Raw genomic sequence first — 23,354 nt, 5'->3', positions numbered from 1 at the left:
CGCATCGGACAGGGTCAGGCCGACACCGGCCAGCGCATCGGCGGCCTGTGCCTTGAGGTGGTCGTCCACGCGGACGTGAAGCATCGAGGTTTGAGCGGGCATGGCATGTCCTCCTTGGGCATCCATCATGTATCTCAATTGCGATACATGCAAGTCCGACATGGATATGAGCCGCTTGCCGTTCGGCGGTGCTCTTGAAGGAAGTGAGTATGTGTTTCCCCCGCCTTCTGGCGGGCGAACGACAATTTGGTTGCGCGACGCGGAATCAAATTGTCTAGTGAGTACACATACTCACTTTCTTCAACCGGAGGCTCCCATGTCCGCAGAACCCCGCAAGCTCCTTGACGAAGGCTGGTCCAGGGTCCGGGGCAGCATGCAGGGCCTTCATGCCGATGGGAAATCCTTCGGCATCATGCGAACCGCGAAGATCAAGACGCTCGGAAACATGGGGGCCAGTCTTCAGCACACCTTCCGGGAACGAGAGACCCCGAATGCCGATCCGGACAGGGCGAGGGACAACACGATCCTGGTCGGCGGCAACAACAGCAAGGACGTCCTGGCAGCGTGGAAGGCACTGGCTCCGGAGAAGATCAGGGCGAACGCAGTGCACGGTCTGGAATACTTCATCGGCGGCTCGCCCGAGAAGATGAAGGCCATGTCGAGGGAGGAACAGGATACCTATTTCCGGGATGCGCTCAGCTGGATCGAGAACCGGCACGGCAAGGAAAACGTCCTCTCGGCCATGATCCACCGCGACGAGACCACGCCGCACATGACGGTGATGACCATCCCCCTCGATGACAGGGGGAAATTGAACTGCCGGTCGTTCGTGGGGAACAAGAAGGCGCTCTCCGACCTCCAGACGGACTTCGCGGAGAAGGTCAGCGAGAAGCACGGCCTTCGGCGCGGCATCAAGGGCTCCACAGCGCGGCACGAGCGCGTGCAGCGGGTCTATGGGGCCTACATGTCTGGCGAGGGCGCTGTCGCCCTCCCTGAGCGCGTCAGAGGCTCCCTCCTGCGCGGCGGAAAGGAAAGCGATGCCGAGTGGCATGCGCGGGCGACAGAGGCGGCCACAGACGCGCTCAACGGTCTCCAGATGAAGATGCGGGAAGAAAAGCTCGACATGGAAGCGCAGCTGAACACCGCACAGTCGATGATCCGCTCCCTTCAGGAGCTGAAGCAGAGCTACAAGGCCCAGCTCGATGACGCGCGCGGAACGCTCTCCCGGTTGGTTTCCAGCCTGGAAATGGCGGACAGGGGCGCCGAGGCGAATGCAGCCCTCGAAGCCTACGCCGACCTGGAGGCGAAAATCCTCGACGGGGACCTGGGCGCTCTGAAGGATGCGGCCGGATCCCCGGACCGGATCGACAGGATTGCTGAAATTTTTGACCGGGTCGTACCGGAAGGCACGACGATGACGGAGGAGCAGGCCCGCTTCGACCGGGCGCTGGACCTGACACTGGACGCCATGGCGGACGGCAAGGTCGCGAAACGGAAAGACCCGGTGCGCATCGCGATCGAGGCACGCGCCCTCCCCCATGTTCAGAAAGCTCTTGCTCATCTGGCGCAGGATCAGATCAATCCGCCCTTCAGCAGCCGGGACGAACGACTGGCGTTCCGTGCGGAAATCGAAGGCTCTCTTTCAGAGGATCAGCTGGCGGCCCTCAAGCGGGGTGACGAGACAGTGCTGGAAGACGTCCTTGGCGATCATCTTTCTCAGCAGCAACAGCTCAGCCTGGCGCTGGCCTACTTCGATCATGGGGACGTTGATGTCGATGCGGGTGTTCGTCTTGGCATCATCGAGCGGCTTGTAGATGCGGAGTATAGTCAGAAGCATCGAGACCCAGGGCTTCGGCACTGATCGGGCGTGGTGACTTATCCACAGGCTGCGCGATCTTCGTGGGTGTTAAATATGTGTTAGATTCTGTGTTACGCCCTAGATGGTCCAGCTTATCTATCTGAATTAAATGAATCTTTCATATACTACGGTGTGTGAAAGCACGAAAGATGGTGGGTGATAACACGAAAGATGGTGGGTAAAAGCACGAAAAGCTTGACCCCGGTGTGTGAAAGCACGAATGTGCAGCTATGGTGGGTGATAGCACGAATTCTCGATCTCCGCTCCTGCCGGACCGGATGCAGCAAGCGGACTTCTTTGTCTGCGATATCTTCGATGCTGCGCCGAAGGGTGACATGGCGTCAATGGAACACCCGATCTTCTCGATATCGACCAAACCGGATCGGCGAATTCGCCGGTATGAAAACGGGCAGAACTTCGTCGAGATCACGCCCTCGATGAAGGGTTTGGCGACGGTCCATGATCGTGACGTGCTGATCTACTGCATCAGCCAGTGCATTGCTGCCCTGAATGAGGAACGAGAGGTTAGCCCGACCATTCGCTTCAGGGCATATGACCTGCTGAAGGCTACGAATCGAGGAACGGACGGGCGCGGGTATGAACAACTCAGGGCCGCCCTGGAACGCCTTCAGGGTACGGTGATCACGACCAATCTTATCACTGGCGGCAAGGAAGAGTTCGATGGTTTCGGACTGATTGACCGGTTCAGGATCGTTCGCGAGACACGCGACGGACGGATGCAGGAAGTGGAAATCAGGCTTTCGGATTGGGTGTTCAACGCCATCCGGCATCGCGAAGTGCTGACCTTGCACCGTGACTATTTCCGTCTGCGCAAACCGTTGGAGCGGCGCATCTATGAGCTTGCCCGCAAGCATTGCGGCGCAAAGAAGGAATGGAGAATCGGACTGGCGAAGTTGCAAGCCAAGTGCGGCTCGTGCTCCACGGAAAAGGAGTTTCGCCGTCTGGTCATGAGTATCGTGCGCCAGGACGGGCAACATGCCCACATGCCCGACTACGCTGTGGCGATGGAACGCGACATGGTGATTTTCACCAACCGGCGCAGCGATCAGGTCGGAACCGCCCCCTCTGTCCTCTCACACATGCGGCTCGATCCTGAAGCCTACCATGACGCGCGGGCTGTTGCGCCGGGATGGGATGTGTATGTCCTCGAACAGGAATGGCGAGAGTGGATGACGGAACCGCCCCGCAACCCCAACGCCGCCTTCATCGGGTTCTGCAAGAAGGTCTTCGAGAAACGCGGCCGTCCCTAGCCCGAACCGTTTTGCTTCTCCGAAAGCAAGAGTTCAAGCCCCTGCCAGAGCGTAAGATCACGCTCCCGGCAAAACGCCCGGAATTCATCGACAACACGCTTTGGACCTGGAATCGACACCTTGTCCTGAGGCTCCTTGCGCTTCGGCCCGGGCTTCAGCCGCGTGGAACCTTCCCGGCTGACAAAGCCTAGGGATTTGCCAGCCTCGACAGCCTTCTCAACAGAACCCGGTTCGACTTTGGGCCGCGTTTTTGAAGACTCGGAGGGCTTGGGGAGTTCGATACCGCCGCCAAATCCGTACTTGCTCATGCTGCCCTCTCTTTCGTGAGGGCATGAATGACAGCCTGAGCATAATCACGGGCGTTCTCGATGGCTCCGGCCACCTGTTTCATGGCCTTGTCCGTAACAGACGCTGTCTTGCCTTCGTGCTCGTCCGTGACGATGCCGGGCAATTCCGCCAGAAGCACCCCATCGCGGAAGATGCGGGTATAGGGCGCGCGTTTTGCGATGCGGATCGGCAATGTCGGGATATTGTTGATCTCCATCTCCTGCCGCACGTCGCGCTCATCCGTGGTCTGGAAGGCCGCGTTGGTCCGCGTGAACAGCAACGAATACGAGATGGGCGCGCGGATCATGCTCGATGTGGTCTGCACAAGCCGAACGGCTGCGGCCGCCTGTCGGGCCTCCATGGGTGAACCGTCGAGCGGGATAATGCAAAGGTCTGTCCGGGAAAGCGCGAAGGTGACAATCTGGTCCTTCGATCCTTCCAGGTCGATGATCAGATAATCCGTCTCGCCGGAAAGCTGATCAATCAGTTCAACTGTGTCCTCAGCCTGAGGACGCGCATGAACCGCAAACGGTACATCGCGCCCTTCTGCCCTCCTGCCTTCGGACCAGGCAAGAATATTGGCGTTTGGATCAAGATCGAGGATGGAGACCCGACCGCCCGAAAGGGCGATCTGTTCAGCAAGAAGCATGGCGGAAGTCGTTTTCCCCGATCCGCCCTTCGGGTTTGCGAAGGTAATGACATACATGCGAGTCATGATATCAAAATTGGAGATAACGTCAACGTTAACTATATCTGCAACTCTAGAGTTATCATTGGCGCATCAAACCCGCGGCTGCTTCCCCCGGATCTCTTCGATGAACCCCGCCACAGACCAGAGCCAGCCCTGCTGCGCAGCGGTATAGGTGGCCTGGATAGCCTGCGGCACCACAAGCTGAAGGCCAGACGCCTCCATTTGTGCCGTCTGCGGCTCTGTAATGCCGGGCTCCAGTGTCAGGAGATGTTTCCGGGGAATCTTGGCGGCTTCAGCCAGCACCTGCCGCCACCGGTCCTTACAGGTGGATTTCGCGCCCAGCATTGTCAAACCGGCATCGCCGTCCGCAGCGGCCTGATAGGCCTCCAGACTCGGGAAAAGAAAGTCCGGTTTGTGATTATGCTCGGTAATCGCGCCCTGGACATAGGCGATATCGAAAGCATCGAGCACCGCCGCGATGTGGTTTTCAAGTGAATGGCCCATGCGGGACTTCCGCCGGTTCTGGACGCCGAGAGAAAAACTGATGAACCCGTCCACGTCCGTGCCCTCGGCCGTGACAAACCCCTGTTCAAGGCGCTCGGCCACGACACGGCGTTCGAGACGGCGAAACAGGGCCTCTTCGTGGTCGAGCCACGCAACCAGCGCGGCGTCGGGACCGTCCTCGGCCCGGACCTCGGGCAGGGTCAGCCGTGCGAGCTGCGAGAACACGGCCGTTGGCGGGAAAGTGGTACCAAACTTTTCAATGATGCTGTCGAGCTTGTCGGATTCGGGTTCCTCGAATTCGACCCCCAGCTCATCGAGAATATACCGGGCGGCGAAGTCGAGCTCCGGCTCCGCGTCGGTGAACTCCCGGGAAACGAAGGACTGGCCCTCAGGGCGCAGGCCGAACAGCCAGAAGAGCTGCTGCTCGCTGGTCGATCCTTCAGGGGCCACGATAAACCACAGGAGCCCGTGCCGGTCCTTTGCAAGGAAAAGGGTGTCACCCGCCTGCATGGCCTCGGTCACCGGATTGGAGGGATAGTAGAGCCGCCATTCCGCCGCTCTGGGCTTGTTTAGCCGTGCGTCGTAATGAGTTGCCCAGCCTTCAGCAGTGATGCCGTCCTGGTCTTCGCCCAGCCAGACGTAGACCGCATCGAACTTCTTCTGATGATCCTCGCCAAGGAAGTCATCCCGCATTTTCCGGGTCGTCCCGACCTCGTGCTGGTTTGATGTCTTCGGCTCGGCATCCACGGCCGAGAGCCGCTTGACCCCGACACCTTCGAAATAATCAGCGAGCTGCCCGCGTTTCATCGCCCTCAATCTCCAAAAGACTTTTGTCTGAATTCAGCCACATGACGCAGGCTTCGACAACCTCGGGGAAGGGCAGGCGGGTCCGCCCCTTCATCGCGCATTCCCAGAGGGTTGCGATCCGCCAGCCCGCATCAAGCAGGGCGGCGCGCTGTTTCTCATCCCGTGCCATGTTGCCCTTGATCTTGCCCCGCCAGAAATCTTGCCGGGTCGAGGGCCATCTGAACAGGTGGCAGCCGTGCCCGTGCCAGAAACAACCGTGAACGAAGAGAACGGCATGATGACGCGGGAACACCAGATCGGGGCAGCCGGGCAAATCCTTTCGGTGCAACCGGAACCGGAAACCTTCGCGATGGAGCGCCGAGCGGATCGCCAGCTCGGGCTTTGTGTTCTTGCCCCGGATGCCCGACATCATCCGGCTCCGCGTGGCGGCCGAGACGATATCGGCAGGCATTACTCTGCCGCTATGCCGGGTTCGGGCAAGGGCAGTTGCACCTGCACGGTGTCAGGGACTTCGCGGCCATCCAGCACCATGGCCTCAAAAATGCGCGGCTGCATCAGCTGCGCAACCGCCCGCACGACCGGCACGACCACAGCGTTGCCAAACTGGCGATAGGCCTGGGTGTCTGAGACCGGGATAGTCCAGTCTGTCCGGTGAGGTTTCTCAAACCCCATGAGGCGGGCACATTCGCGCGGTGTCAGACGGCGCGGGCGATTGCCCTTCTGCTCGATCAGAATTTCGGAGCCGTCCTTGTAATACCGGGCGGACAAGGTGCGGGCGACATCCTTGGGACCGAACAGCGAGTACCCGAAACCGTTCCCGGCGCTGCGGTGCTTCTCCTTGTAGCCCTGAAGATAGGTCCACATGTGCTGGGTCAGCGTGTACTTCGGATCAACGTCCTTATCGAGGATCGCGCCAAGCGTCGGGCCGTCGCCCTCGGGCACCGCGAGCTGGTCAAAATCAAACCCGATGCTGTGATCCTTGAACCCGACGATGAAAATGCGTTCGCGTTTCTGCGGCACCCACGGAGTCGAGCTGATGACCCGGTGGAACACACGGTAGCCCAGCTCGTTTTCCAGAACATTCATGATGGTGGCAAAGGTCTTGCCGCCGTCATGGCGTTCCAGGTTTTTCACGTTCTCCAGCAGGAAGGCCGGGGGCCGGTGATGATCTATGATCTTCGCCAGATCGTAGAAAAGGGTGCCCTGCGTGTCACAGAGGAAGCCGTGCGGGCGGCCGAGCGCGTTCTTCTTGCTGACCCTGGCAATGGAGAAGGGCTGGCAGGGAAATCCGGCGAGCAGAACGTCATGGGCGGGGATCTTCTCCGGCTCGGCCGCCCACGGCCGAACATCCTCCGCGCAGATGTGTTCGCTGTCGGCCGGTTCCGGGAAATTGGCCTTGTAGGTCTCCCGGCTGAACCGGTCCCACTCGGCGGTGAAGACACAACGCCCGCCGATTTCCTCGAACGGAATCCTGATCCCGCCAACACCCGCGAAGAGGTCGATAAAACGGAAACCTTCGGGCCGGTCCTGGGCGCAGCGTGAGTTCGCGACCTCGCGCAGCTTTTCCAACTTGAGGGCGTCTATGCGCTTGCCTTCGCCGTTCATATGCCGCCGCACGGTTCGCTCGTTGATGCTGAGCAGTTCGGCTGCTTCCTTGATGCCCAGACCGGCGTGGTCCATCAGCTCTGCAAACTCGGTGCGGGGGTGGACGTTCATGCTCGATACCTCTGTGTCATTTCTTGACAATATGTCATAAAGAGTCCCAGATGATTTGGGAACCCTGTTTCTAGTAATTGTTCCCTTTTTGTTCTAATGCCACATTAACGACCCATGAGGTTTCGCGGAAGGGCAGGGGGCTACAGCCGACCCTTCAGCCGTTGCACAAAATCTATGCGCTCGTGCAGAATAGCGATGATGATCGGCCGCTCGCCTGCCAGCCAGACGATATAGTGGTGTTCACAGCGGTGGATGCGAACATCATTGGGCAGTTCATTGAAATACCTCGACCGCGCGCGGCCTTCACCCACGGCTTCGCAGCAAGCCTCGATCTGGTCGAAATATTTCTCTGCCTGGTCAAGCCCCCACGTCTCGTAGGTGTAATGCCAGATTTCTCGCAGATCCTCTTCGGCGGCGAGTGTGAGATCATACGTCTTCATGCTGCCGATTAAAGCCCGGCCCGCTCGCGCGCCTCGCGCCGGATGTCATCCATGGACTTGGCGGACAACTCTCCGCGATGCGCCTGCTCGATCCGAGGCTTCAGGAAATCCGCCAAGGCACTGAACGCCTCGCCCTCAGTCATGCCATCAAGGGCGGGGGCCTCGCCCAGAGTGCGGTTCAGGACATAGTCCTTGATGCTTTGCCCCTTGAGGGCGGCGATGGCCTTGAGCTTCTGGTGCTCTTCGGGGGTGATGTCGATCGAGAGTCTGGGCATGGGCAAAATATAACCTAGATCGAACCACAAAACAACATTTGTTGTATTTTTTGGCTCCGCGATACCACCTCGACGTTCTGCTACTTGTTCATATGATCTTGAAATGTCGAATATCTTCCTTGGCCGCGCGCCTTCCGGGTCTTGCCGAGACGGGTTCCGTCGATCTTCTGTTGCAGGTAGCCGACCAACGCATCGAACTTCTCGATTGAGAGGTTGTCCCACTTGGCTCCGAACTGGCGCTCTATGCTCTTGTACAGGATGGCGTACCGGACATTGCCCTTGCCGACTTCGGCTTGCTTAAACTCATGGTATCGGTCGATGAGATACTTGGCGTAATTTCGTCGCAGAAAGTCCGCCGAAATCGTTCCAGACATAGGTGCGACCCTCACCGACGCTCTCGGCGCCAGAACGGAAATGTTGTTCGCCACCACCCCGTGATTGTCGCCCGATACCGTCAGCGTGTTTCCGCCGGCCGATCCTTGTGCTTCCGATTTCAGGCCGGTGGTTTGTTCGGCAGCAAACTTCGCAAAATGAACTTTTCGAGCCGATATCCTTCCATCTTCGATCTTCTGGTGGCAGTTGGCACATGTCAGAAGCAGGTTCTCCGTCGAATGCTCCGGTATGACGGCGTACGGCTCGATGTGATGGACCTGCAAGGTCGAAACATCCATCTCGCCGCAGAAAGGGCACTTCGATCCAAACTGCTGATAGATCGTCTTCTCAAGGCGTTTTGGAAGAGTCTTCCTCTTGGTCATACCGTGTCTGCTCCCTTTGGCAGGACTTCGTCATGAAGGTTCGGAAGCACGTCTTCCAGCGCCAGGATCTGTTGGCAGACCTCGTGCGGATCCCGAGGTGAAAACATGTACTCAAGCGCATTGCGCCAGACGAGCATGTTGATCGCAGCACCGCAGTGTTGAGCTGCATAGTATTCGTTGTCCGGCTCCCCATGTCGATGGTCCATACAAAGAACACGGGTCGGGCTGATCGGAAATATCACCGAAGTCTGCGGGTTCTGAATGCCGCGAAACCGAAGATCAGGATGCAGGAAGGTGATCGGTTGATCCGAGGTGATGAAAACGGGCTCTTCCGACGCCACCATCGCCCACCGCATATTCAGGAACATCCGGGCGACGTCGCCACAAGAATTCATCATGTCGAACCAGTTGCGCTTCAGATCATCCTCGGAGGCCTTAGCATGCTCTGGCCAAGCCGAGTGATCCAGCTCGACACGTCGGCCTCCCACTATGACAGCATCCGGAAGGCCGAGAGGCCCCGAGAACGCCTCGACGAAAGATTGATGAATGCGCTTTGAAAGGTTGAAGTGTGCAGGATTTCGAACGAACACCGTGGCGGCTAACAGCGCCACCATTTTGCGAAGGGTTTGACTGGAAAGATCTACGTATCCGGTCTGAAGGGCGCACCACGGATTCGAGGCGAAAAATCTTTCAAGTTCGGAAAACCTTCTCTCTTGGGTATCGTCTCTCTGTCCATCTTCGCCGGTGACAACATACAGGTGGTTTTTTACCGCAACCTTGTCGATGCGCTTCACCTCAGCTTCACCACATTGATTGCTCAAGCGCCAAATTCTCGGCGGCTTCCGGTCGTCGGCCGCGAACCCCTTCAGGTAGGCCTGTGGCACCCAGTGGCATCGCCGCGTAGCTTTCGCTTTGGAACTCATGCTCGCCTCACCGTTCTTTCGCTGACCTTGAACAACCGCGCGATCTCCGGGACAGGGCGCTGTTCCTGGTCCCTCATGCGCTGCACCTCGATCTTCTGAGCAGCGGTGAGGGCAGGGGGCCTCCCCCCGATCCGGCCGCGCTTGCGCGCCGACGCCAGCCCCTCCTTCGTCCGTTCTGAAATCCGCTCGCGCTCGAACTGGGCGATGGAGGCAAAAACGTGGAATGTCAGACGTCCGGCCGGTGTCGTGGTGTCGATGTCCTCGGCCAAGGACCGGAAACCGGCACCGCGCTCGCGGATCGTTTCCACGATCTCCAGGAGGTCTTTCAGGGACCGGGCCAACCGGTCGTATTTCGTCACGGTGACCACGTCGCCGTCACGAAGCTGGTCCAGCATTCTGTCAAGCTCGGCCCGCGCGCGCTTCGATCCGCTGATTGTGTCCGCGAAAATCTTCCCGGCACCGGCCGCCGTCAGGGCGTCGGTCTGGGCATCGAGGTTCTGGTAGTCCGTGCTGACGCGGGCATATCCGATGATCATGGCTCACTGTGACAAAAACCTGTCAAAACCGCAAAGGTTTTGCCGGTGGTTTTTGTCCGATCTAAGTGATTGATCTGGCGTGGGGCCGGGCAGGGCGGCAGAAACGACCGCAATCGCCGATCAGCGTAAACACCAACCGGGCTCCAGTCGCGGTTGGATGAAAGTTTAGTGGATGGCCCAACCTTCCCAAAGCCCGGCAACAGGCCAGAATAAAGAACCTTGTAAATCGGCTCTTGACCGACCGAGGCGCTTAGAGAACACCCTGATCGTCACGTTTTCTCATCGCATCGCCTCAAGATAGGACAGGGCCGTATCGACACTCACGACGTCAGCATAGCGTAGATCAATGTCAGTGAGGTTAGCTTCGTGCGCGATCGCGGACCTATCACCTACAGCCTCACGAAGAACAACAGTGTGCAAATTACGATTATGCGCCGATTCCGCGGTCGCACGTACGCAGCCACTAGTGCTACACCCGGTGATCAACAGGGTGTCAATGCCGTGCGCTGTAAGGTAGGCCTCAAAGGGAGTCCCCCAAAATACAGACGCGCGAGGTTTTACTATGAGTTCCTCTGTTTCGCGTCGCTCTAGACGTGGATCGAGTTCGGCCATGGCTTTGGCTTCCTCTCCGAAAGGAGTTGCCCCCATGTGAGGAAGCTTACGAGCGATAGGTGCTGCCAAATCTATGATTTGCGCCTGCATTGTAGTGAAGAAGATTGGAATCTCTGCTCTTCGCGCGCTGGAAAGAACTCGAAGCACTTGACTAAGTACCGGTTCGAGAGCTGAAGAGCCTTGCTGCGATCGGTCGTCCAGCCAGGATTGAGCAAGATCTATCACCACCAAAGCGGGGTGTTCGCCAAAGCCGACGCGTCCGCCAAAGCCGTGCTTCAGATAATGATCATGAACATTCTCATGATATCCACCGTCCATCACTTATGCTCCTGCTGGGACGAAGGCGAGAATCTGAATCTCGACTTTCAAATCGGGGTTCGCGAGGCGTGCTTCAACACAGGCTCTCGTGGGGGCCGATCCGTCGGGTACCCACGCGTCCCAGATCTCGTTCATCGCGTCAAAATCCGCGATGTCAGGCAGCCAGATATAGGCGGCATAGGCTGCTCTCTTGTCAGTCCCAGCCACGGCAAGATTTCGGTCTATTTTTGCCAGAACTTCAGCAGTTTGCGCCTTAACATCACCCGACGTGTCATCTGCGGTGATCCCGGCTGTCATCACGAGGCGCCCAGAAAAGGGAACTTCGACGCATTGTGACATACGGGCATTGGTGTTGTGGCGTTTGATCATAGAGTGAACTCCTGTCTGTGTGTTGTGGATGATTGGCTGCGCGGCGGGAGGTTAGACGGATGGCGACTGGTCGTCCGCCGTCTGGAACAGTTCGGGAGCGGCAGCGGCCCATGCGAGATAGCTAGCAAGCTGTTTGGCCAATGGCCGGGGAGACCAGCCTGTAGCTCTGCGCAACGCGTAAGTGTTGTAGACCCCCAGCGAGCCCGTGCTTACCGGCTGATCAAAATCAGCCTCTTCAGGATTCTTGACCCAGACCACCGGAGCAGGGATCGCGTCTAGTAGATCCTCGACCACAGCCGGCTGTCCCGTGGCAATATTGTAGACGCCCGTGGCAGCCGGTGTATCCAGAAGCCGCAAAAGCGCTTCGGCAAGATCCTCAGCGCTAATCCAGTCACCAGCGACCCCGCGACTACGGCAACTGATCCGAACCGGTTGTCCGGTTTGGAGGGCCTGAACCAGCATAAAAGGCAGGTTCATCAATTTCCGGTCGGAAGTCGGTCGCTCCATCGGGCCAAAGACTCGAGTTGGCCGGATCACGGCAACCGGCACACCACTTAATGCGCCGAAGCGGCGGGCGATCATCTCGCCCCCCAGCTTGCCGATGCCGTAGTAAGTGTCGGGCACCGCCGGGTCGCTTTCCCGAATGGCGTGGTCGGCCTGATCTGGCGTGCCGCCCCCATAGACGGCGCAACTGCTGATTTGCACGGCGCGGCGCAGCGTACCCACGGCGCGAGCGGCCTCGAACACGTTCATGGTGCCGCCCGCATTCACATCGATAAAATCATGCGCCCGCGACAGCTCCCACGCCGGCACGTGTGTGACGCTGGCCCCATGCACGAGGATGTCAGGCCGGGCCGCGCACAGGATCGCCTCGATCTCCGCGCGGTCGCGAACGTCCCCGCGCACGAGGTCCACCCGCTCCCCGAAGCGCGCGAACAGGGCCGCGGCGAGCGCATCGGGCGGCGCGGCATCGACGGCAACCACCCGCATCGCAGGATCATGCTCCAGCATCCGGGCAATGAACACGCTCATCACGAAGCCCCCGGCTCCGGTCACAAGTGTCGTTCGGGGCGTCATCGTTCCCGCCCCGCTCATTCCGCGGCGTCGACGATGGAGCGCGGCACGGCCTGCCGCTGGAACCGGTCGCGCGGCAGGAAGACACCGGCCCCGACTTCGCCGACCCAGTCGCGCCCTTCGACAACGCGCACCCCGCGCAGCAGAACGGTATCGGGGGCGCCATGCACCGCCTGACCGTCATAATTGGTGAAGTCGACATTGTGGTGCAGCCGGTCGTTGGCGATGGTGAACTGCGCCTCGGGGTCCCACAGGACGATGTCGGCATCCGCGCCGACCTCCAGCGCGCCTTTACGCGGGTAAAGGCCGAAGACCTTCGCGGGCCGCGTTGCCGTCAGCTCAACGAATTTCTCCTGCGAAATCCGACCCTCGCGAACGCCGCGCCAGAACATCATCATCCGCTCCTCGATGCCCGGCCCGCCGTTCGGGATAAGGGTGAAATCCTCGGTGCCGGCATGATCCTTGCCGCCCTTGAACATCGCTGCCGCATGGTCGGAAGAGACATTCTCCAAGACCCCATCCGCTAGCCCGGACCAAAGCACCTCATGGTCATGGGCGGTGCGCGCAGGCGGCGTGAACACGAACTTGGCCCCTTCGAAGCCCGGCCGCGCCAGATCGTCCTTTGTAGCGTGCAGGTACTGGATGCAAGTCTCGGCCAGCACCTCGACACCGCGTTCCTTGCCGCGTATGACCTCTTCCAGCGCCTCTTCGCAGGTCAGGTGCACGACGAACACCGGCGCGTCGACGATCTCGGCCAGCGCGATCGCCCGCGCCGTGGCCTCTGCCTCGACCCGCGGCGGGCGCGTTTCGGCGTGGTATTTCGGCGCGGTCTTTCCCGCTGCAAGAAATTGTTTTTGCAGAAAATACGCTGCATCCCCGTTCTCGGCATGCACCATCACCAGCGCGCCGCTTTCCCGCGCCTGCCAAAGCGCGCGGATCAGTGTCAGGTCGTCGACCATCTGCGCGCCCTTGTAGGCCATGAATATCTTGAAGCTGGGAATGCCGCGCTCGGGCAGCGTGGCCAGTTCCTCGAACACCGCGTCGGTCATGTCGGTGATGATGATATGGTAGCCATAGTCGATGGAGGCCTTGCCAATCGCCTTCTTGTCCCAGGTCGCGATCGCGTCGGACAAGCTTTGCCCCGGCGCCTGCTGGACGAAATCGATGATCGTCGTCGTACCGCCGCAGGCCGCCGCGATAGTTCCGGTTTCGAAATCGTCTGCCGAGAAGAAATCATGCACCGGCGAGTCCAGATGCGTGTGCACGTCGACCCCACCAGGCAGCAGCAGTTTTCCCGCCGCATCAACCACTTCCGTGGCCGCGCCCAGATCGGAACCGATGGCTGCGATACGCCCGTCCTTGATGCCAATATCCGCTTTGAAACTGTGATCGGCGGTCACGACCGTGCCGTTGGCGATAAGGGTGTCAAACATGGGATAGGTCCTTCAGACGTAAGCAAGGTCGTACATCGCAGCGGCCAGCACGCGGATGCCGTCGACGATATCGGAAATGGAAGAGAACTCGTCCGGCGTGTGGCTGCGCCCGTCTTTCGAGCGAATGAACAGCATAACGATGGGGGTGATCTTGGCCATCTGCTGACTGTCGTGCCCGGCGCCGCTGGCCATGTGCATCACCGGCACCTGCTGCCCCTTGGCCGCGCGGTCCAGCGCGGTCACAAGATCGGGGGCCGAGGGACAGGCAGCGTGGTCGATCATCACGCGGAATTCGATACCCAGCCCGCGGCGTTCGGCGACCTCGCGCATCAGGCGTTCCTGCGTCGCGTGCAACTCGGCGCAGCGCTCCGGGTCGGGATGGCGCGTGTCGAGCGTGAATGTCACACTGTCGGGGATGATCGCCGTGGCATTCGGCACAACATTGACGCGGCCTACGGTGGTGACCGCGGGCCGCCCCCAGCGATTGGCCGTGTCGATCAAGCCGGTGGCCATCTCGGCGAAGCCAGCCATCGGGTCGCGGCGCAGGTCCATCGGGAAGGCCCCGGCATGGTTCTGCGTGCCGGTAAGCGTGATCTCATAATGACGGATGCCGGTGATGCCGGTGACCACCGCGACGGGCAGGTCGGCATGTTCAAGGATCGGCCCCTGTTCGATGTGCAGTTCGATGAAGGCGTCGATGTCGTCGCGCTCCGCCTCGGGGATCTTGGCCGGGTCCAGCCCGACCGCGCGCATGGCGTCGCCGATCGGAACGCCGTCGAAACCGATGACGGTCTCGGTATCCTTAGGGGTGATGTTGCCGGTGATCGCACGCGACCCCCAGAAATTGGCCGAGGGGAAGCGGCTGCTTTCCTCTTCGCAGAAAGCGATGCATTCGAGCGTACGCTTGGGCGTACCGAACTGTTCGCGCAGCACGCGCAGCGCGATCAGACCGCTCAGCGCCCCGAGCGCCCCGTCATAGCGCCCGCCGGGCGTCTGGCTGTCGATGTGAGAGCCGGACACGATCGACTTGCCGCCCTCACTGCCTTCGAGCCGCCCCCAGATGTTTCCGACCGCATCGCGGCGGGCCTCTAGACCAGCCTCAGTGCACCATGCCTCGTAGGCAGCGGTGGCATCGACCCATTCGGACGAATAGACGGTGCGCGAGACTCCCGTTCCCCCGTCCGATCCGAAGGCGGCCAGATCCATGATGTAGCGCTCGACCATCTGCGGATCGATCTCAATCATCGGCGCGTTGCTGGTGTTATCGGTTTTCATGTCTTTCTCCAGTTCACCACATCACGTCGCCGCCGTTGGGCGATACAGATTGCCCGACCATGTACGCAGCCTCGTCCGAGGCTAGGTACACATAGGCCCAGGCGATCTCATCAACGGTTCCGATCCGGCGGATCGGCAATGTGGACAGTTTCCATTCGTTCCATTCCGGGTCCGAAGCGCGCCACAGGGGCGTATCGGTCGGGCCCGGGCATACGCAGTTCACCGTGATCCCCGATGCCGCGACTTCCTGCGCAACAGACACGGACAGGGCGACAACCCCAGCCTTGGAAGCGCAGTAGCTGGCATTGCCCGGTGCGGGCTTGTGCGCAAGTTGCGAGGCGGTGTTAATAATCCGGCCCGTTCCGCGTGGATGCATGTGGCGCAGGGCATGTTTCATGCCATAGGCGACGCCGCGCAGGTTGACGTCGATCACTCGCTGCCAGTCGTCCCAGTCTTGTTGGGCGAAGGGCTCCCCCAACGCGCTGACACCGGCGTTATTTACAAGGATATCCAGCGGGCCGAAGGCTTTGATCGTGGCTTCGATCGCACAACTCACCTGCGCCTCAAGCGTGACGTCGCACTCCAGCCCGATCGCCTCACCCCCCGCGTCCCGGATCGCGGCGACGACGCCGTCGCGGGCCTCGATCCGACCGAAATCAGCCACGGCCACCTTGGCGCCCTCGGCCGCGAACAGCCGGCAAACAGCTTCTCCGATGCCCGTCGATCCACCGATCACGAGCGCCGTCTTTCCGTTCAGTCGGTTCATTTCTTCTGCCTTTTCTCTGCTGCGGCACCCCCGCGGGCGACGGCCCTGCCCCGGCTTTGCCCCTGCTGCGGTAGCCACCGCAGAACCCAAGCCTGAAGCCGTGCGACCAGCGCAAAGCTGATCATGGCGTATCCAAGAATAATCAGCGTAATTAGCGCCATGCGCCCGGTGTTGCTGAAGTAGTCAGACCAGATGATCATCCGTCCGATCCCGCTTTCGACGCCGATGAACTCGGCCCCGATCACCGCCGACCACGCAAGGCCAAGGGTCAGGAAGATGCTTGAGAACAGCTCTGGCAGGATCGCGGGGACGATCACGGTGCGGTAGGTGCGCAGCTTCGACGCACCCATGGTGCGGGCCGCCTCGACATAGCGGGACGGCACGTTCGACACTGCGTTCACAGTCGCCACCAGATATATGACGCCCACTCCATAGCCGACAAAACCGATGGCGCTCATATTCGAGGAGCCGAACCAGAACTGGAACAGCGGCACGAGCGCCAGCAGTGGGATCATCCGCACAAGGTGCAGCGTGGGCGCCAGCAAGCGGCGCACCGGTTCGGACCACGACAGGGCAAGACCCAGTAGCGTACCGACGATGGCGCCAAGGCACAGCCCTGCGATCAGCCGGAACAGCGTCAGCGCGGAATGAAAGCCGATCGCCAGCACGGCCCCCAACAGCGTCTGCTGCCCGCCAAACTGCGGTACCGGTGCCCACAGGTCGATACGCCAGTAATCAGAAAGCCCGATCAGCGCGCGTCCGAAGATGAACTCCCAAGGCGGCACGATGGGCGATTCCCGCAGCGGGCTGGTGGGCGATAGCATCCCCGCGATCTGCCACCCGGCGATCAACGCCAGCACGGTCAGGATGCTGATCCAATTGTCGTGCAGGGCTTTGCGGAACCTTCCCGTCATGCCGGGGTCCCTTGTGGTACGACTTGCGCCGCGCGGGCGCCCTCAATCTCCAATTCGCCGAGGATGGCCTTGGAAATCACGACTCCGCGAGCGCTGGCACGGACTTCCTCGTCGCGCGGACGCGGCAGGTCGACGTCGATGTCATCGACCACGCGGCCATGGCGCAGCACCACGATGCGTTCGGCCAGAACCAGCGATTCCTCGATATCGTGCGTGACGAAAACGATGGTGCGGCCTGTGGTCTGCCACAGTTCGATCAGCAGGTTCTGCAGATCGCGCCGGGTCACATAGTCGAGCGGGCCGAAGGGTTCGTCCATCATCAGGATCGGCGCACCGCTCGCGAAGGCCGTGGCGATGGCAACGCGTTTTCGCATCCCGCCCGACAGCTCTTTGGGCCAGACATCGGCATAATCGGCCAGCCCGACCGCCGAAAGCCAGCGCATGGCCTCATCATGGCATTCCTTGGCGGCGCGCCCTTGCGCGCGCAGGCCGAACGTCACGTTCTGGCGCACGGTCATCCACGGAAAGACGGTATCCTCTTGAAACACCATGCCGCGGTCCACGCCCGGTCCCGCGACCGTCTGCCCGTCTACGGTGATGGCGCCGCCGGTCAACCGGTTCAGTCCGGCGAGCGAGCGCAGCAGCGTCGACTTGCCGTGCCCCGAGCGCCCCAGAAGGCAGACGAACTGGCCGTCGGGAATGGAGACGGACACGTTGTCGAGGGCGCGCACCTCGCGCCCCGAGGACAGCGCGAAATCGCAGCTTGCGTTATTAACGGAAATCATAGGGTTACTCCTGCAGTCAGGTGTCTGTGTCCGCCCAGCGCAGGGCGCGGGCCCGGGCGGCCATCAGGATGGCGTCCGCGACGACGGCGATCAGGCTAAGAAGAAACAGGCCGCCCATCATGGTGGTGATGTCCTGCACGCTCCACGTGGCGATGATAACGCGGCCAAGCCCGTGCTGGGTGCCGAGGATCTCGGTGATCGCGGCCAGCCCCCACGCGGCGCCCAGCGCGTTACGCAGACCGCCGAACAGTTGCGGCACCGAGCCGGGGAATGAGATGCGCCAGAACACCGTGCCATGACCGGCGCCCAGCGTGCGGGCATAGTCGAGGTAGTGCGGCGGCAAGATCTCAACCGCGCGCAGCGCGTTGATGTGCAGCGCCACCGCCGAATAGAAGGCGACCAGCACGATCTTGGCCAAATCCGACACGCCGAACCAAATCAGGAAGAACGGCGCGGCCACGAGGATCGGGATGGTTCCCAGAAAGGCGGCGACGGGCCGCGTGATCTGATAGACGACCGCAGAATGCGCGCTGAGCAGGCCGGACAAGATGCCGATGGCGCCGCCCACCAGACAGCCTAGCATCGCGGTGCGCGTCGTGGACAGCAGATGCGGCATGTACCCGCCTTCCGGCAGGCCGATCCCGACGAAATAGGCCGAGGAGACAAGGTTACGCAAAGCCGTTCCGATGACGACATGCGGCATCGGCAGGTAGGGCCCGATCAGGACGTGACCCAGATACCAGACGGCGAAGAAAAGTACGACCCCGACCAGCTTGGTGGGATCAAGGGGAAGCAGACCGCCCGCCGGCACCAGCAGGCCAAAACGGCCCCGGCTGTGGCTGCGGTGCGGGTCCGAAAGGTCGGACGTGTTGGCCATGGTACCCTCGCAAGGCTGATCCGGCCGCCGTGCGGGCGGCCGGTGGGTGTCAGGTTCAAGCGGTCGCGGCCGCGGCGAAGCGCTCGGCGTCGAGGAAATTGAACCCGTCGTAGTGGAAGCGCGCCTGATCCAGCAGCACCTGCCGTTCGGGACCGACCTCTCCGGTGATGCTGTCCAGCATCCGCTCGGTCCGGGTCTTCATCTCGGTCATCTCCTGCCAGATGCTCTTGGCGCGGAATATTTCGTCGAGGTCATAGTCCTGATCTGGGATCGTGCCTTGTTGGACGAACTGGTCGATCTGGTAGCTGTAGATGTTGCGATAATGCAACGGGCTGTCCGTGTTCTCCCAGACTTCCGACTGGTCCTTCCACTGGAAGAACGGGTCGAGGTCTTCGAAGATGAACTTGATCGAGTCCGCATCCATCTGTGCTCCGGTCTGGGCGTTGATGAAGGGGGCGTACTCGTTCAGCGCCTGCATCTGGCTTTCACCAAAAATGTAGTCCAATGTTCTGTACATCGCACTAACGAACCGGAAGACCGTGTCGCGATTATTTTCTAGATACTCAGTAGTGGTTTGAATCAAATCATAATTGAGCAGGCTGTTCAGTGGTGATCCGGCCCCACTAGGCATGTGCTCTAGCATTTGGCGTGTGCTGATGATCGGCTTCCAACCAGCTTGGAACTGCAACTGATAAACTTGAACGGCGCCGCCTGGCGCCGCGAAGTCCACATTGTTCGAGATTGCAAGTTGGACGGCCCGCGGATCTTCTACAGGCACTGTTTCCATGTCAGCCATGCTCATGTTGCCCATGCCCAGCGCAAACTCGTTCCATGGGTAAGTCGAAGGGCTGGCGGTGATCGCAAAGCGCTTTCCGCGCATCTGTTCAACTGCAGCTGCAGAGGCTTCTGGCCAGTCCATACCTTCTGCAATAAACTCATCCACCGACTTGTAGAGGTCAGGTCTTCCCACGATCGTGTTGCCACGAAAATAGCTATAGACAAGGATCGGATGCAGGTTTGGAACCCGGTCGAGCTGTTGGATGGCGAGCCCGAACCAGTAACTGGTAATGTCAAGTTCACCGTTCATCAGCGACGGCACTACCTGTGTTTCCAGTAGAGCACGCGGCGCGCCGCCATCCATCGTGATGCCGACATCCCCAAGGAAGCCTTTTTGCGAGGCCAGAACCGTCCAGGCGTGGTTGGTGACCGCGAAGCCGCCGAAACGGACGTTGACGTCGGGGATCGTCGGCGTGGTCTGGGCACGTGCATATGCTTTGGGCAGTAATAGCGCGCCGCCGGCAGCAGCACTGGCCGTAAGAAAGCTGCGGCGCTTCATGCCTGCTTTTTCCTTCTTTTTTTTCCTGTTAGACATAGGTGTCCTCGACATAGCTGTTCTTGTTGGAGTACGTTGTACTCTGTGGAGTATAAGTATGGGCATACAGGATGAGTCAAGGAATTTCCTAACTGAAGCAAAAATAGGGTCGATAAGCACCGGAACTGTCCTAATTTTTGTGCTTCTGGCGTAGTAACTGCTCTTTGAGGAGACCCACGTATGAGCATCGACGGGGTCACCCCGTGGGAGTATCACCAACGGTCAGTAGAGGACCAAAGCCTGAACAGAGCGAACAAAAGAACGCGGACTCCAAGGGGAGCAGGACCAGATATAAACATGAACGTTCACGGAAGTTCTGAAGGCGTTCGTATTGAAGCCGGGCGAACAACGCACACTCGACCTTGGTCTACTGAGACCCGGCCGAACTACGCGCAGGCAGAGCAATTGCCGCTACGCAAGATGAACGCTTCGCGGGGCGGAGATTGCTCTGCCCAAGCCAGTTAGCGCAAACCCCAGCCGAGCTACATTCACCGCTGGACGGAGGACAACGAGGCTTGCCAAAGCCCACTCATAAAAATTTCTCTTCTGCCAAGCCAATCCAGCAGGATACACAAAGACGAGGTTAAACTGAAATGTCGAAAGAAGATGAACTAAGCTTGGTCGAGCGTTTGCGTGAAAAGGATCACACAAACGCTATGCGGGAAGTCATGATACGTTCGCCATTGGCTCATTCTCGCGCAAACGAACTAACAACTTCAGATAACGCTACCTCCCTCAAGCATCCCAAAGGGACGGTTCCGGCCCTAGCCAACTCTTTGATGGTAATATCTTACCTCAACAGCAAGGCGCCCGATGCTCAAACTCTAGCTGAGATATCAAGCACACTGCATCTGACCAAAAGTCACTGCCATTCAATTCTTCGTACTCTAGTATATTTTGAATGGCTAGCATTCGATGACCGAAACAAGACATATAAACTTCTGCCAAGCGCAATATCCGATCTATCTTCTCTGTTCACCTCTCCACTCTTGGAGACCGTTAGGGTTTGCCTAAGTGATTTCGTTGATCAGCTCGACCTTCCCTGCGTTTTAGCGCAGCCATTAACAGACGGCTCTTTCGTCGTAATCGACACTTTCCGTTGCCGCAGATATATTGATGCTTTCTATACTGTTGGCCACCGCTTTCCCCACAACGCATCTGCTCACATGCGAGCGCTGATTGCGTGGTCAGGAAAGGAACGCATCCAGAAGCATCTTGCGGAATGGAAGCCTAAAAAATATACAGATTTCACGCCTATGACCCGAAAGCAGATCGAAGATGAACTGGTAGCTACGCGCAAGCGTGGATATGCCTTGAGCATAGATGAACTGAGCGATAATTTGACCGCTATCGCTATGCCAATTTTTGATCGAAACGGTGAGGTGGTTTATATTGCTAGTTGCTCTTTTCTGTCCAGAGAACATGATTTCAATTATCAAGAAATCAGTGCCAAGCTACGAAAAGCAATCGACCATATCCATCTACAGTCTGTTGCCACAGTGCCCGCCGAATTCAGGATAGTCCGCTGAACAAAGTGGTTAGGTGTTCCATCCCGGATGATCATGTTTCCCCTCGGCGCTCAGCCCTGTTCATGGCAAGATCGGTTCTGAGGGACGTTCGGGACGGAGAGCGACCATGCTGATCAATCTTCATAGTCAAGCGACGACGACGCCCAAGGTTCGGTCGGCCATCCAGGCAAGTGACGAACCGGCCTCGGTTCTGGCAGAGCGATACGGGACGTCTGAACAGACCGTCTACAAATGGCGGCACCGCGACAGCGTCCAGGATCGCAGCCACACGCCGCACCGGCTTCAGACGACATTGTCGCCCGCGCAGGAGGCTGTGGCGGTGGCCCTGCGCACGACGCTGCTGGTATCGCTTGATGACCTTCTGGCTGTGGTACGCGAGTTCCTGAACCCGAATGCCTCACGCTCTGGCCTGGACCGCTGCCTACGCCGGCATGGCGTGGGCAACCTGCGAGACCTGAAGGCCAAAGCACCAAAGCCGAAGCACGGCGCCTTCAAAGCCTATGAGCCCGGCTACATCCACATCGACGTGAAATACCTGCCGCAGATGGCAGATGAGAGCCGCCGCCGCTACCTGTTCGTTGCGATCGACAGGGCGACGCGCTGGGTGTTCATCCGCGTATTCACCGCAAAGACGGCAGCCAATGCGCGGCGCTTTCTGCGTGACCTGGAGCGCGCCTGCCCGATGCGCATCCGCACGGTGCTCACGGATAATGGAAAAGAGTTCACGGATCGGCTTTTCGGCCTGCGCAAGCGCGCCGCTACGGGCGACCACGAGTTCGACACGCTCTGCGCCGCCCTCAAGATCGACCATCGCCTGACCCCGCCGAAGTCCCCTCAGACCAACGGTATGGTCGAACGCTTCAATGGCCGGATCGAGGAGGTCCTCCAAAGCCACCATTTCCGATCAGGCGAGGAACTGGTGGCGACGCTGCACCGCTACGTCTGGCTTTACAACCAGCAGCTTCCGCAGTCAGCCTTGGGCAGCAAGACGCCGTTGCGGGCGATGAAAGACTGGCACAAACTCAAGCCGACGCTGTTCAGGAAACAGCCTTACTACCTTCCGGGACGTGACAGTTAGGCTCAGGACTCATAGCCAATAGATGACGGTTGCAGCCAGAGCGATGGCGGAGAAGAAGGCCTTCGGGCATCGGTCGTATCTGGTTGCGACACGGCGCCAGTCCTTGAGCCTGCCGAACATGATCTCGATGCGGTTGCGCCGTTTGTAACGTCGCTTGTCGTACTTCACGGTCGTCTTGCGTTGTTTTCGGCCGGGGATGCAGGCGCTTATCCCTTTGTCCTGCAGTGCTTCTCGGAACCAATCGGCGTCGTAGCCCCGGTCTCCGAGCAGCCAGTCGACATCTGGCAGGCTGCTGAGCAGCGCCCGCGCCCCGATGTAATCGCTGACTTGGCCAGCGGAGACGAAGAAGCTGATCGGGCGGCCTTTGCTGTCGCAGATGGCATGCAGCTTGGTGTTCATGCCGCCCTTGGTTCGCCCGATCAGGCGACCGCGCCCCCTTTTTTCGCGCCCAGGCTGGACGCGGTGCGATGTGCCTTCAGGTAGGTCGCATCGATCATCACCGTCTTTGTCTCGCCGTGCTCGGCTGCCAGGCCGGGGCGATGGACGCGTATTGTCGTCCGAGATGTAATCGACAATCGCCATCAGGTCCGCGACCGCCGGGGCCTTCCATTCGAGTTCAGGCACGGCGCTTCCCGTCAATCAGGGCGCGCGCTTCGCGCATCACCTGGTCGTGCGGTTTGGTCGGGCGCGGATCGGCCAATGCCTCCTGCACCTTGGCCCGGAACCAGGCATCGTATGCCTCCGGGTCTGCGGTCAGCCCGGCAGGCATACCGCCTTCGGCTGCTACGCGGGTCAGCAGGATACGCACCGCATCGGACAGGGTCAGGCCGACACCGGCCAGCGCATCGG

The 23,354-nt window shown here is 59.8% G+C and carries 26 protein-coding genes and 1 pseudogene; 4 read left to right on the top strand and 23 right to left on the bottom strand.

The annotated features are described in order from the left end of the window. Positions 1-84: type II toxin-antitoxin system RelB/DinJ family antitoxin (locus ACP15P_RS22535; protein ID WP_481736478.1), on the bottom strand; the 84-nt coding region annotated here is incomplete at its 3' end. A 232-nt stretch (positions 85-316) separates the two neighbouring features. Here ACP15P_RS22535 and mobV point away from each other — a divergent pair. Together mobV and trfA are read left to right on the top strand one after the other, a co-directional pair. Beyond that, positions 317-1,861 (top strand): MobV family relaxase, encoded by a 1,545-nt coding sequence (gene mobV, locus ACP15P_RS22530; RefSeq protein ID WP_424930703.1) that lies wholly within the window; start codon positions 317-319, stop codon positions 1,859-1,861. A gap of 275 nt (positions 1,862-2,136) precedes the next feature. After that, the gene (gene trfA, locus ACP15P_RS22525) at positions 2,137-3,129 is read left to right on the top strand and encodes a plasmid replication initiator TrfA (RefSeq protein WP_424930702.1); all 993 of its coding nucleotides are present in this window, start codon (positions 2,137-2,139) and stop codon (positions 3,127-3,129) included. On the opposite strand, the gene ACP15P_RS22520 is transcribed toward trfA, so the two are convergent. The 20 genes from ACP15P_RS22520 to ACP15P_RS22425 all read right to left on the bottom strand — a co-directional run bounded on the left by ACP15P_RS22520 (position 3,126) and on the right by ACP15P_RS22425 (position 19,898). Further along, positions 3,126-3,437 (bottom strand): hypothetical protein, encoded by a 312-nt coding sequence (locus ACP15P_RS22520; protein ID WP_424930701.1) that lies wholly within the window; start codon positions 3,435-3,437, stop codon positions 3,126-3,128. The two genes, trfA and ACP15P_RS22520, sit on opposite strands and share 4 nt — an antisense overlap. Further along, positions 3,434-4,171: an AAA family ATPase gene (locus ACP15P_RS22515; RefSeq protein WP_424930700.1), complete on the bottom strand. Its 738-nt coding sequence runs from the start codon at positions 4,169-4,171 to the stop codon at positions 3,434-3,436. The genes ACP15P_RS22520 and ACP15P_RS22515 overlap by 4 nt, the downstream gene beginning before the upstream one ends. Before the next feature lie 66 nt (positions 4,172-4,237). Further along, complete coding sequence (locus ACP15P_RS22510; protein ID WP_424930699.1) at positions 4,238-5,458, bottom strand: type II restriction endonuclease; 1,221 nt, start codon at positions 5,456-5,458, stop codon at positions 4,238-4,240. Further along, a complete protein-coding gene (locus ACP15P_RS22505; protein ID WP_424930698.1) occupies positions 5,436-5,909 on the bottom strand; it encodes a very short patch repair endonuclease in 474 nt (157 codons plus the stop codon). Before ACP15P_RS22505 ends, ACP15P_RS22510 begins: the two co-directional genes overlap by 23 nt. Continuing rightward, positions 5,909-7,174, bottom strand: coding sequence for a DNA (cytosine-5-)-methyltransferase (gene dcm / locus ACP15P_RS22500; protein ID WP_424930697.1), 1,266 nt, complete (start codon positions 7,172-7,174; stop codon positions 5,909-5,911). Before dcm ends, ACP15P_RS22505 begins: the two co-directional genes overlap by 1 nt. A 140-nt stretch (positions 7,175-7,314) precedes the next feature. After that, positions 7,315-7,614 (bottom strand): type II toxin-antitoxin system RelE/ParE family toxin, encoded by a 300-nt coding sequence (locus tag ACP15P_RS22495; protein WP_424930696.1) that lies wholly within the window; start codon positions 7,612-7,614, stop codon positions 7,315-7,317. An 8-nt stretch (positions 7,615-7,622) separates the two neighbouring features. Further along, a complete protein-coding gene (locus tag ACP15P_RS22490; protein ID WP_424930695.1) occupies positions 7,623-7,889 on the bottom strand; it encodes an antitoxin in 267 nt (88 codons plus the stop codon). 80 nt (positions 7,890-7,969) lie between these two features. Continuing rightward, positions 7,970-8,644 carry an HNH endonuclease gene (locus ACP15P_RS22485; RefSeq protein WP_424930694.1) on the bottom strand — a complete coding sequence of 225 codons (675 nt, stop codon included), beginning with the start codon at positions 8,642-8,644 and terminating at the stop codon, positions 7,970-7,972. Then, positions 8,641-9,567: a DUF4238 domain-containing protein gene (locus ACP15P_RS22480; RefSeq protein ID WP_424930693.1), complete on the bottom strand. Its 927-nt coding sequence runs from the start codon at positions 9,565-9,567 to the stop codon at positions 8,641-8,643. Before ACP15P_RS22480 ends, ACP15P_RS22485 begins: the two co-directional genes overlap by 4 nt. After that, positions 9,564-10,103 carry a recombinase family protein gene (locus ACP15P_RS22475; RefSeq protein ID WP_424930692.1) on the bottom strand — a complete coding sequence of 180 codons (540 nt, stop codon included), beginning with the start codon at positions 10,101-10,103 and terminating at the stop codon, positions 9,564-9,566. The genes ACP15P_RS22480 and ACP15P_RS22475 overlap by 4 nt, the downstream gene beginning before the upstream one ends. Before the next feature lie 279 nt (positions 10,104-10,382). Beyond that, complete coding sequence (locus tag ACP15P_RS22470; protein WP_424930691.1) at positions 10,383-11,033, bottom strand: isochorismatase family protein; 651 nt, start codon at positions 11,031-11,033, stop codon at positions 10,383-10,385. Between the two features lie 3 nt (positions 11,034-11,036). Next, the gene (locus ACP15P_RS22465) at positions 11,037-11,402 is read right to left on the bottom strand and encodes a RidA family protein (RefSeq protein ID WP_424930690.1); all 366 of its coding nucleotides are present in this window, start codon (positions 11,400-11,402) and stop codon (positions 11,037-11,039) included. A 51-nt stretch (positions 11,403-11,453) separates the two neighbouring features. Continuing rightward, entirely contained in the window at positions 11,454-12,479 is a 1,026-nt protein-coding gene (locus ACP15P_RS22460; protein ID WP_424930689.1) for an NAD-dependent epimerase/dehydratase family protein, read from the bottom strand. A 14-nt stretch (positions 12,480-12,493) separates the two neighbouring features. After that, positions 12,494-13,909 (bottom strand): dihydropyrimidinase, encoded by a 1,416-nt coding sequence (gene hydA, locus ACP15P_RS22455; RefSeq protein WP_424930688.1) that lies wholly within the window; start codon positions 13,907-13,909, stop codon positions 12,494-12,496. A gap of 12 nt (positions 13,910-13,921) precedes the next feature. Then, entirely contained in the window at positions 13,922-15,184 is a 1,263-nt protein-coding gene (locus ACP15P_RS22450; protein ID WP_424930687.1) for a Zn-dependent hydrolase, read from the bottom strand. Between the two features lie 13 nt (positions 15,185-15,197). Further along, positions 15,198-15,950, bottom strand: coding sequence for an SDR family NAD(P)-dependent oxidoreductase (locus ACP15P_RS22445; protein WP_424930686.1), 753 nt, complete (start codon positions 15,948-15,950; stop codon positions 15,198-15,200). Next, positions 15,947-16,864, bottom strand: coding sequence for an ABC transporter permease (locus ACP15P_RS22440; protein WP_424930685.1), 918 nt, complete (start codon positions 16,862-16,864; stop codon positions 15,947-15,949). Before ACP15P_RS22440 ends, ACP15P_RS22445 begins: the two co-directional genes overlap by 4 nt. Next, positions 16,861-17,649: an ABC transporter ATP-binding protein gene (locus tag ACP15P_RS22435; protein WP_424930684.1), complete on the bottom strand. Its 789-nt coding sequence runs from the start codon at positions 17,647-17,649 to the stop codon at positions 16,861-16,863. Before ACP15P_RS22435 ends, ACP15P_RS22440 begins: the two co-directional genes overlap by 4 nt. Before the next feature lie 16 nt (positions 17,650-17,665). Then, complete coding sequence (locus ACP15P_RS22430) at positions 17,666-18,526, bottom strand: ABC transporter permease (protein WP_424930683.1); 861 nt, start codon at positions 18,524-18,526, stop codon at positions 17,666-17,668. Between the two features lie 55 nt (positions 18,527-18,581). Continuing rightward, a complete protein-coding gene (locus tag ACP15P_RS22425; RefSeq protein ID WP_424930682.1) occupies positions 18,582-19,898 on the bottom strand; it encodes an ABC transporter substrate-binding protein in 1,317 nt (438 codons plus the stop codon). 593 nt (positions 19,899-20,491) lie between these two features. On the opposite strand from ACP15P_RS22425, the gene ACP15P_RS22420 reads away from it, so the two are divergent. Both ACP15P_RS22420 and ACP15P_RS22415 read left to right on the top strand, forming a co-directional pair. Then, positions 20,492-21,427: an IclR family transcriptional regulator gene (locus ACP15P_RS22420; protein WP_424930681.1), complete on the top strand. Its 936-nt coding sequence runs from the start codon at positions 20,492-20,494 to the stop codon at positions 21,425-21,427. A gap of 106 nt (positions 21,428-21,533) precedes the next feature. Then, positions 21,534-22,505 (top strand): IS481 family transposase, encoded by a 972-nt coding sequence (locus ACP15P_RS22415; RefSeq protein ID WP_424930680.1) that lies wholly within the window; start codon positions 21,534-21,536, stop codon positions 22,503-22,505. 9 nt (positions 22,506-22,514) lie between these two features. On the opposite strand, the pseudogene ACP15P_RS22410 reads toward ACP15P_RS22415, so the two are convergent. Both ACP15P_RS22410 and relB read right to left on the bottom strand, forming a co-directional pair. Further along, a pseudogene (locus tag ACP15P_RS22410) lies at positions 22,515-23,038 on the bottom strand (IS5 family transposase); the annotation flags it as partial. 83 nt (positions 23,039-23,121) lie between these two features. After that, positions 23,122-23,354 (bottom strand): type II toxin-antitoxin system RelB family antitoxin (gene relB / locus ACP15P_RS22405; RefSeq protein WP_424930679.1); only part of this gene is annotated, 233 nt, incomplete at its 5' end.

This window comes from Amaricoccus tamworthensis (genome assembly GCF_049800875.1).
Lineage (GTDB): Bacteria > Pseudomonadota > Alphaproteobacteria > Rhodobacterales > Rhodobacteraceae > Amaricoccus > Amaricoccus tamworthensis.
Note: the sequence above shows the minus strand (reverse complement) of the source record. Positions and strands in the feature narration are given on the sequence as shown.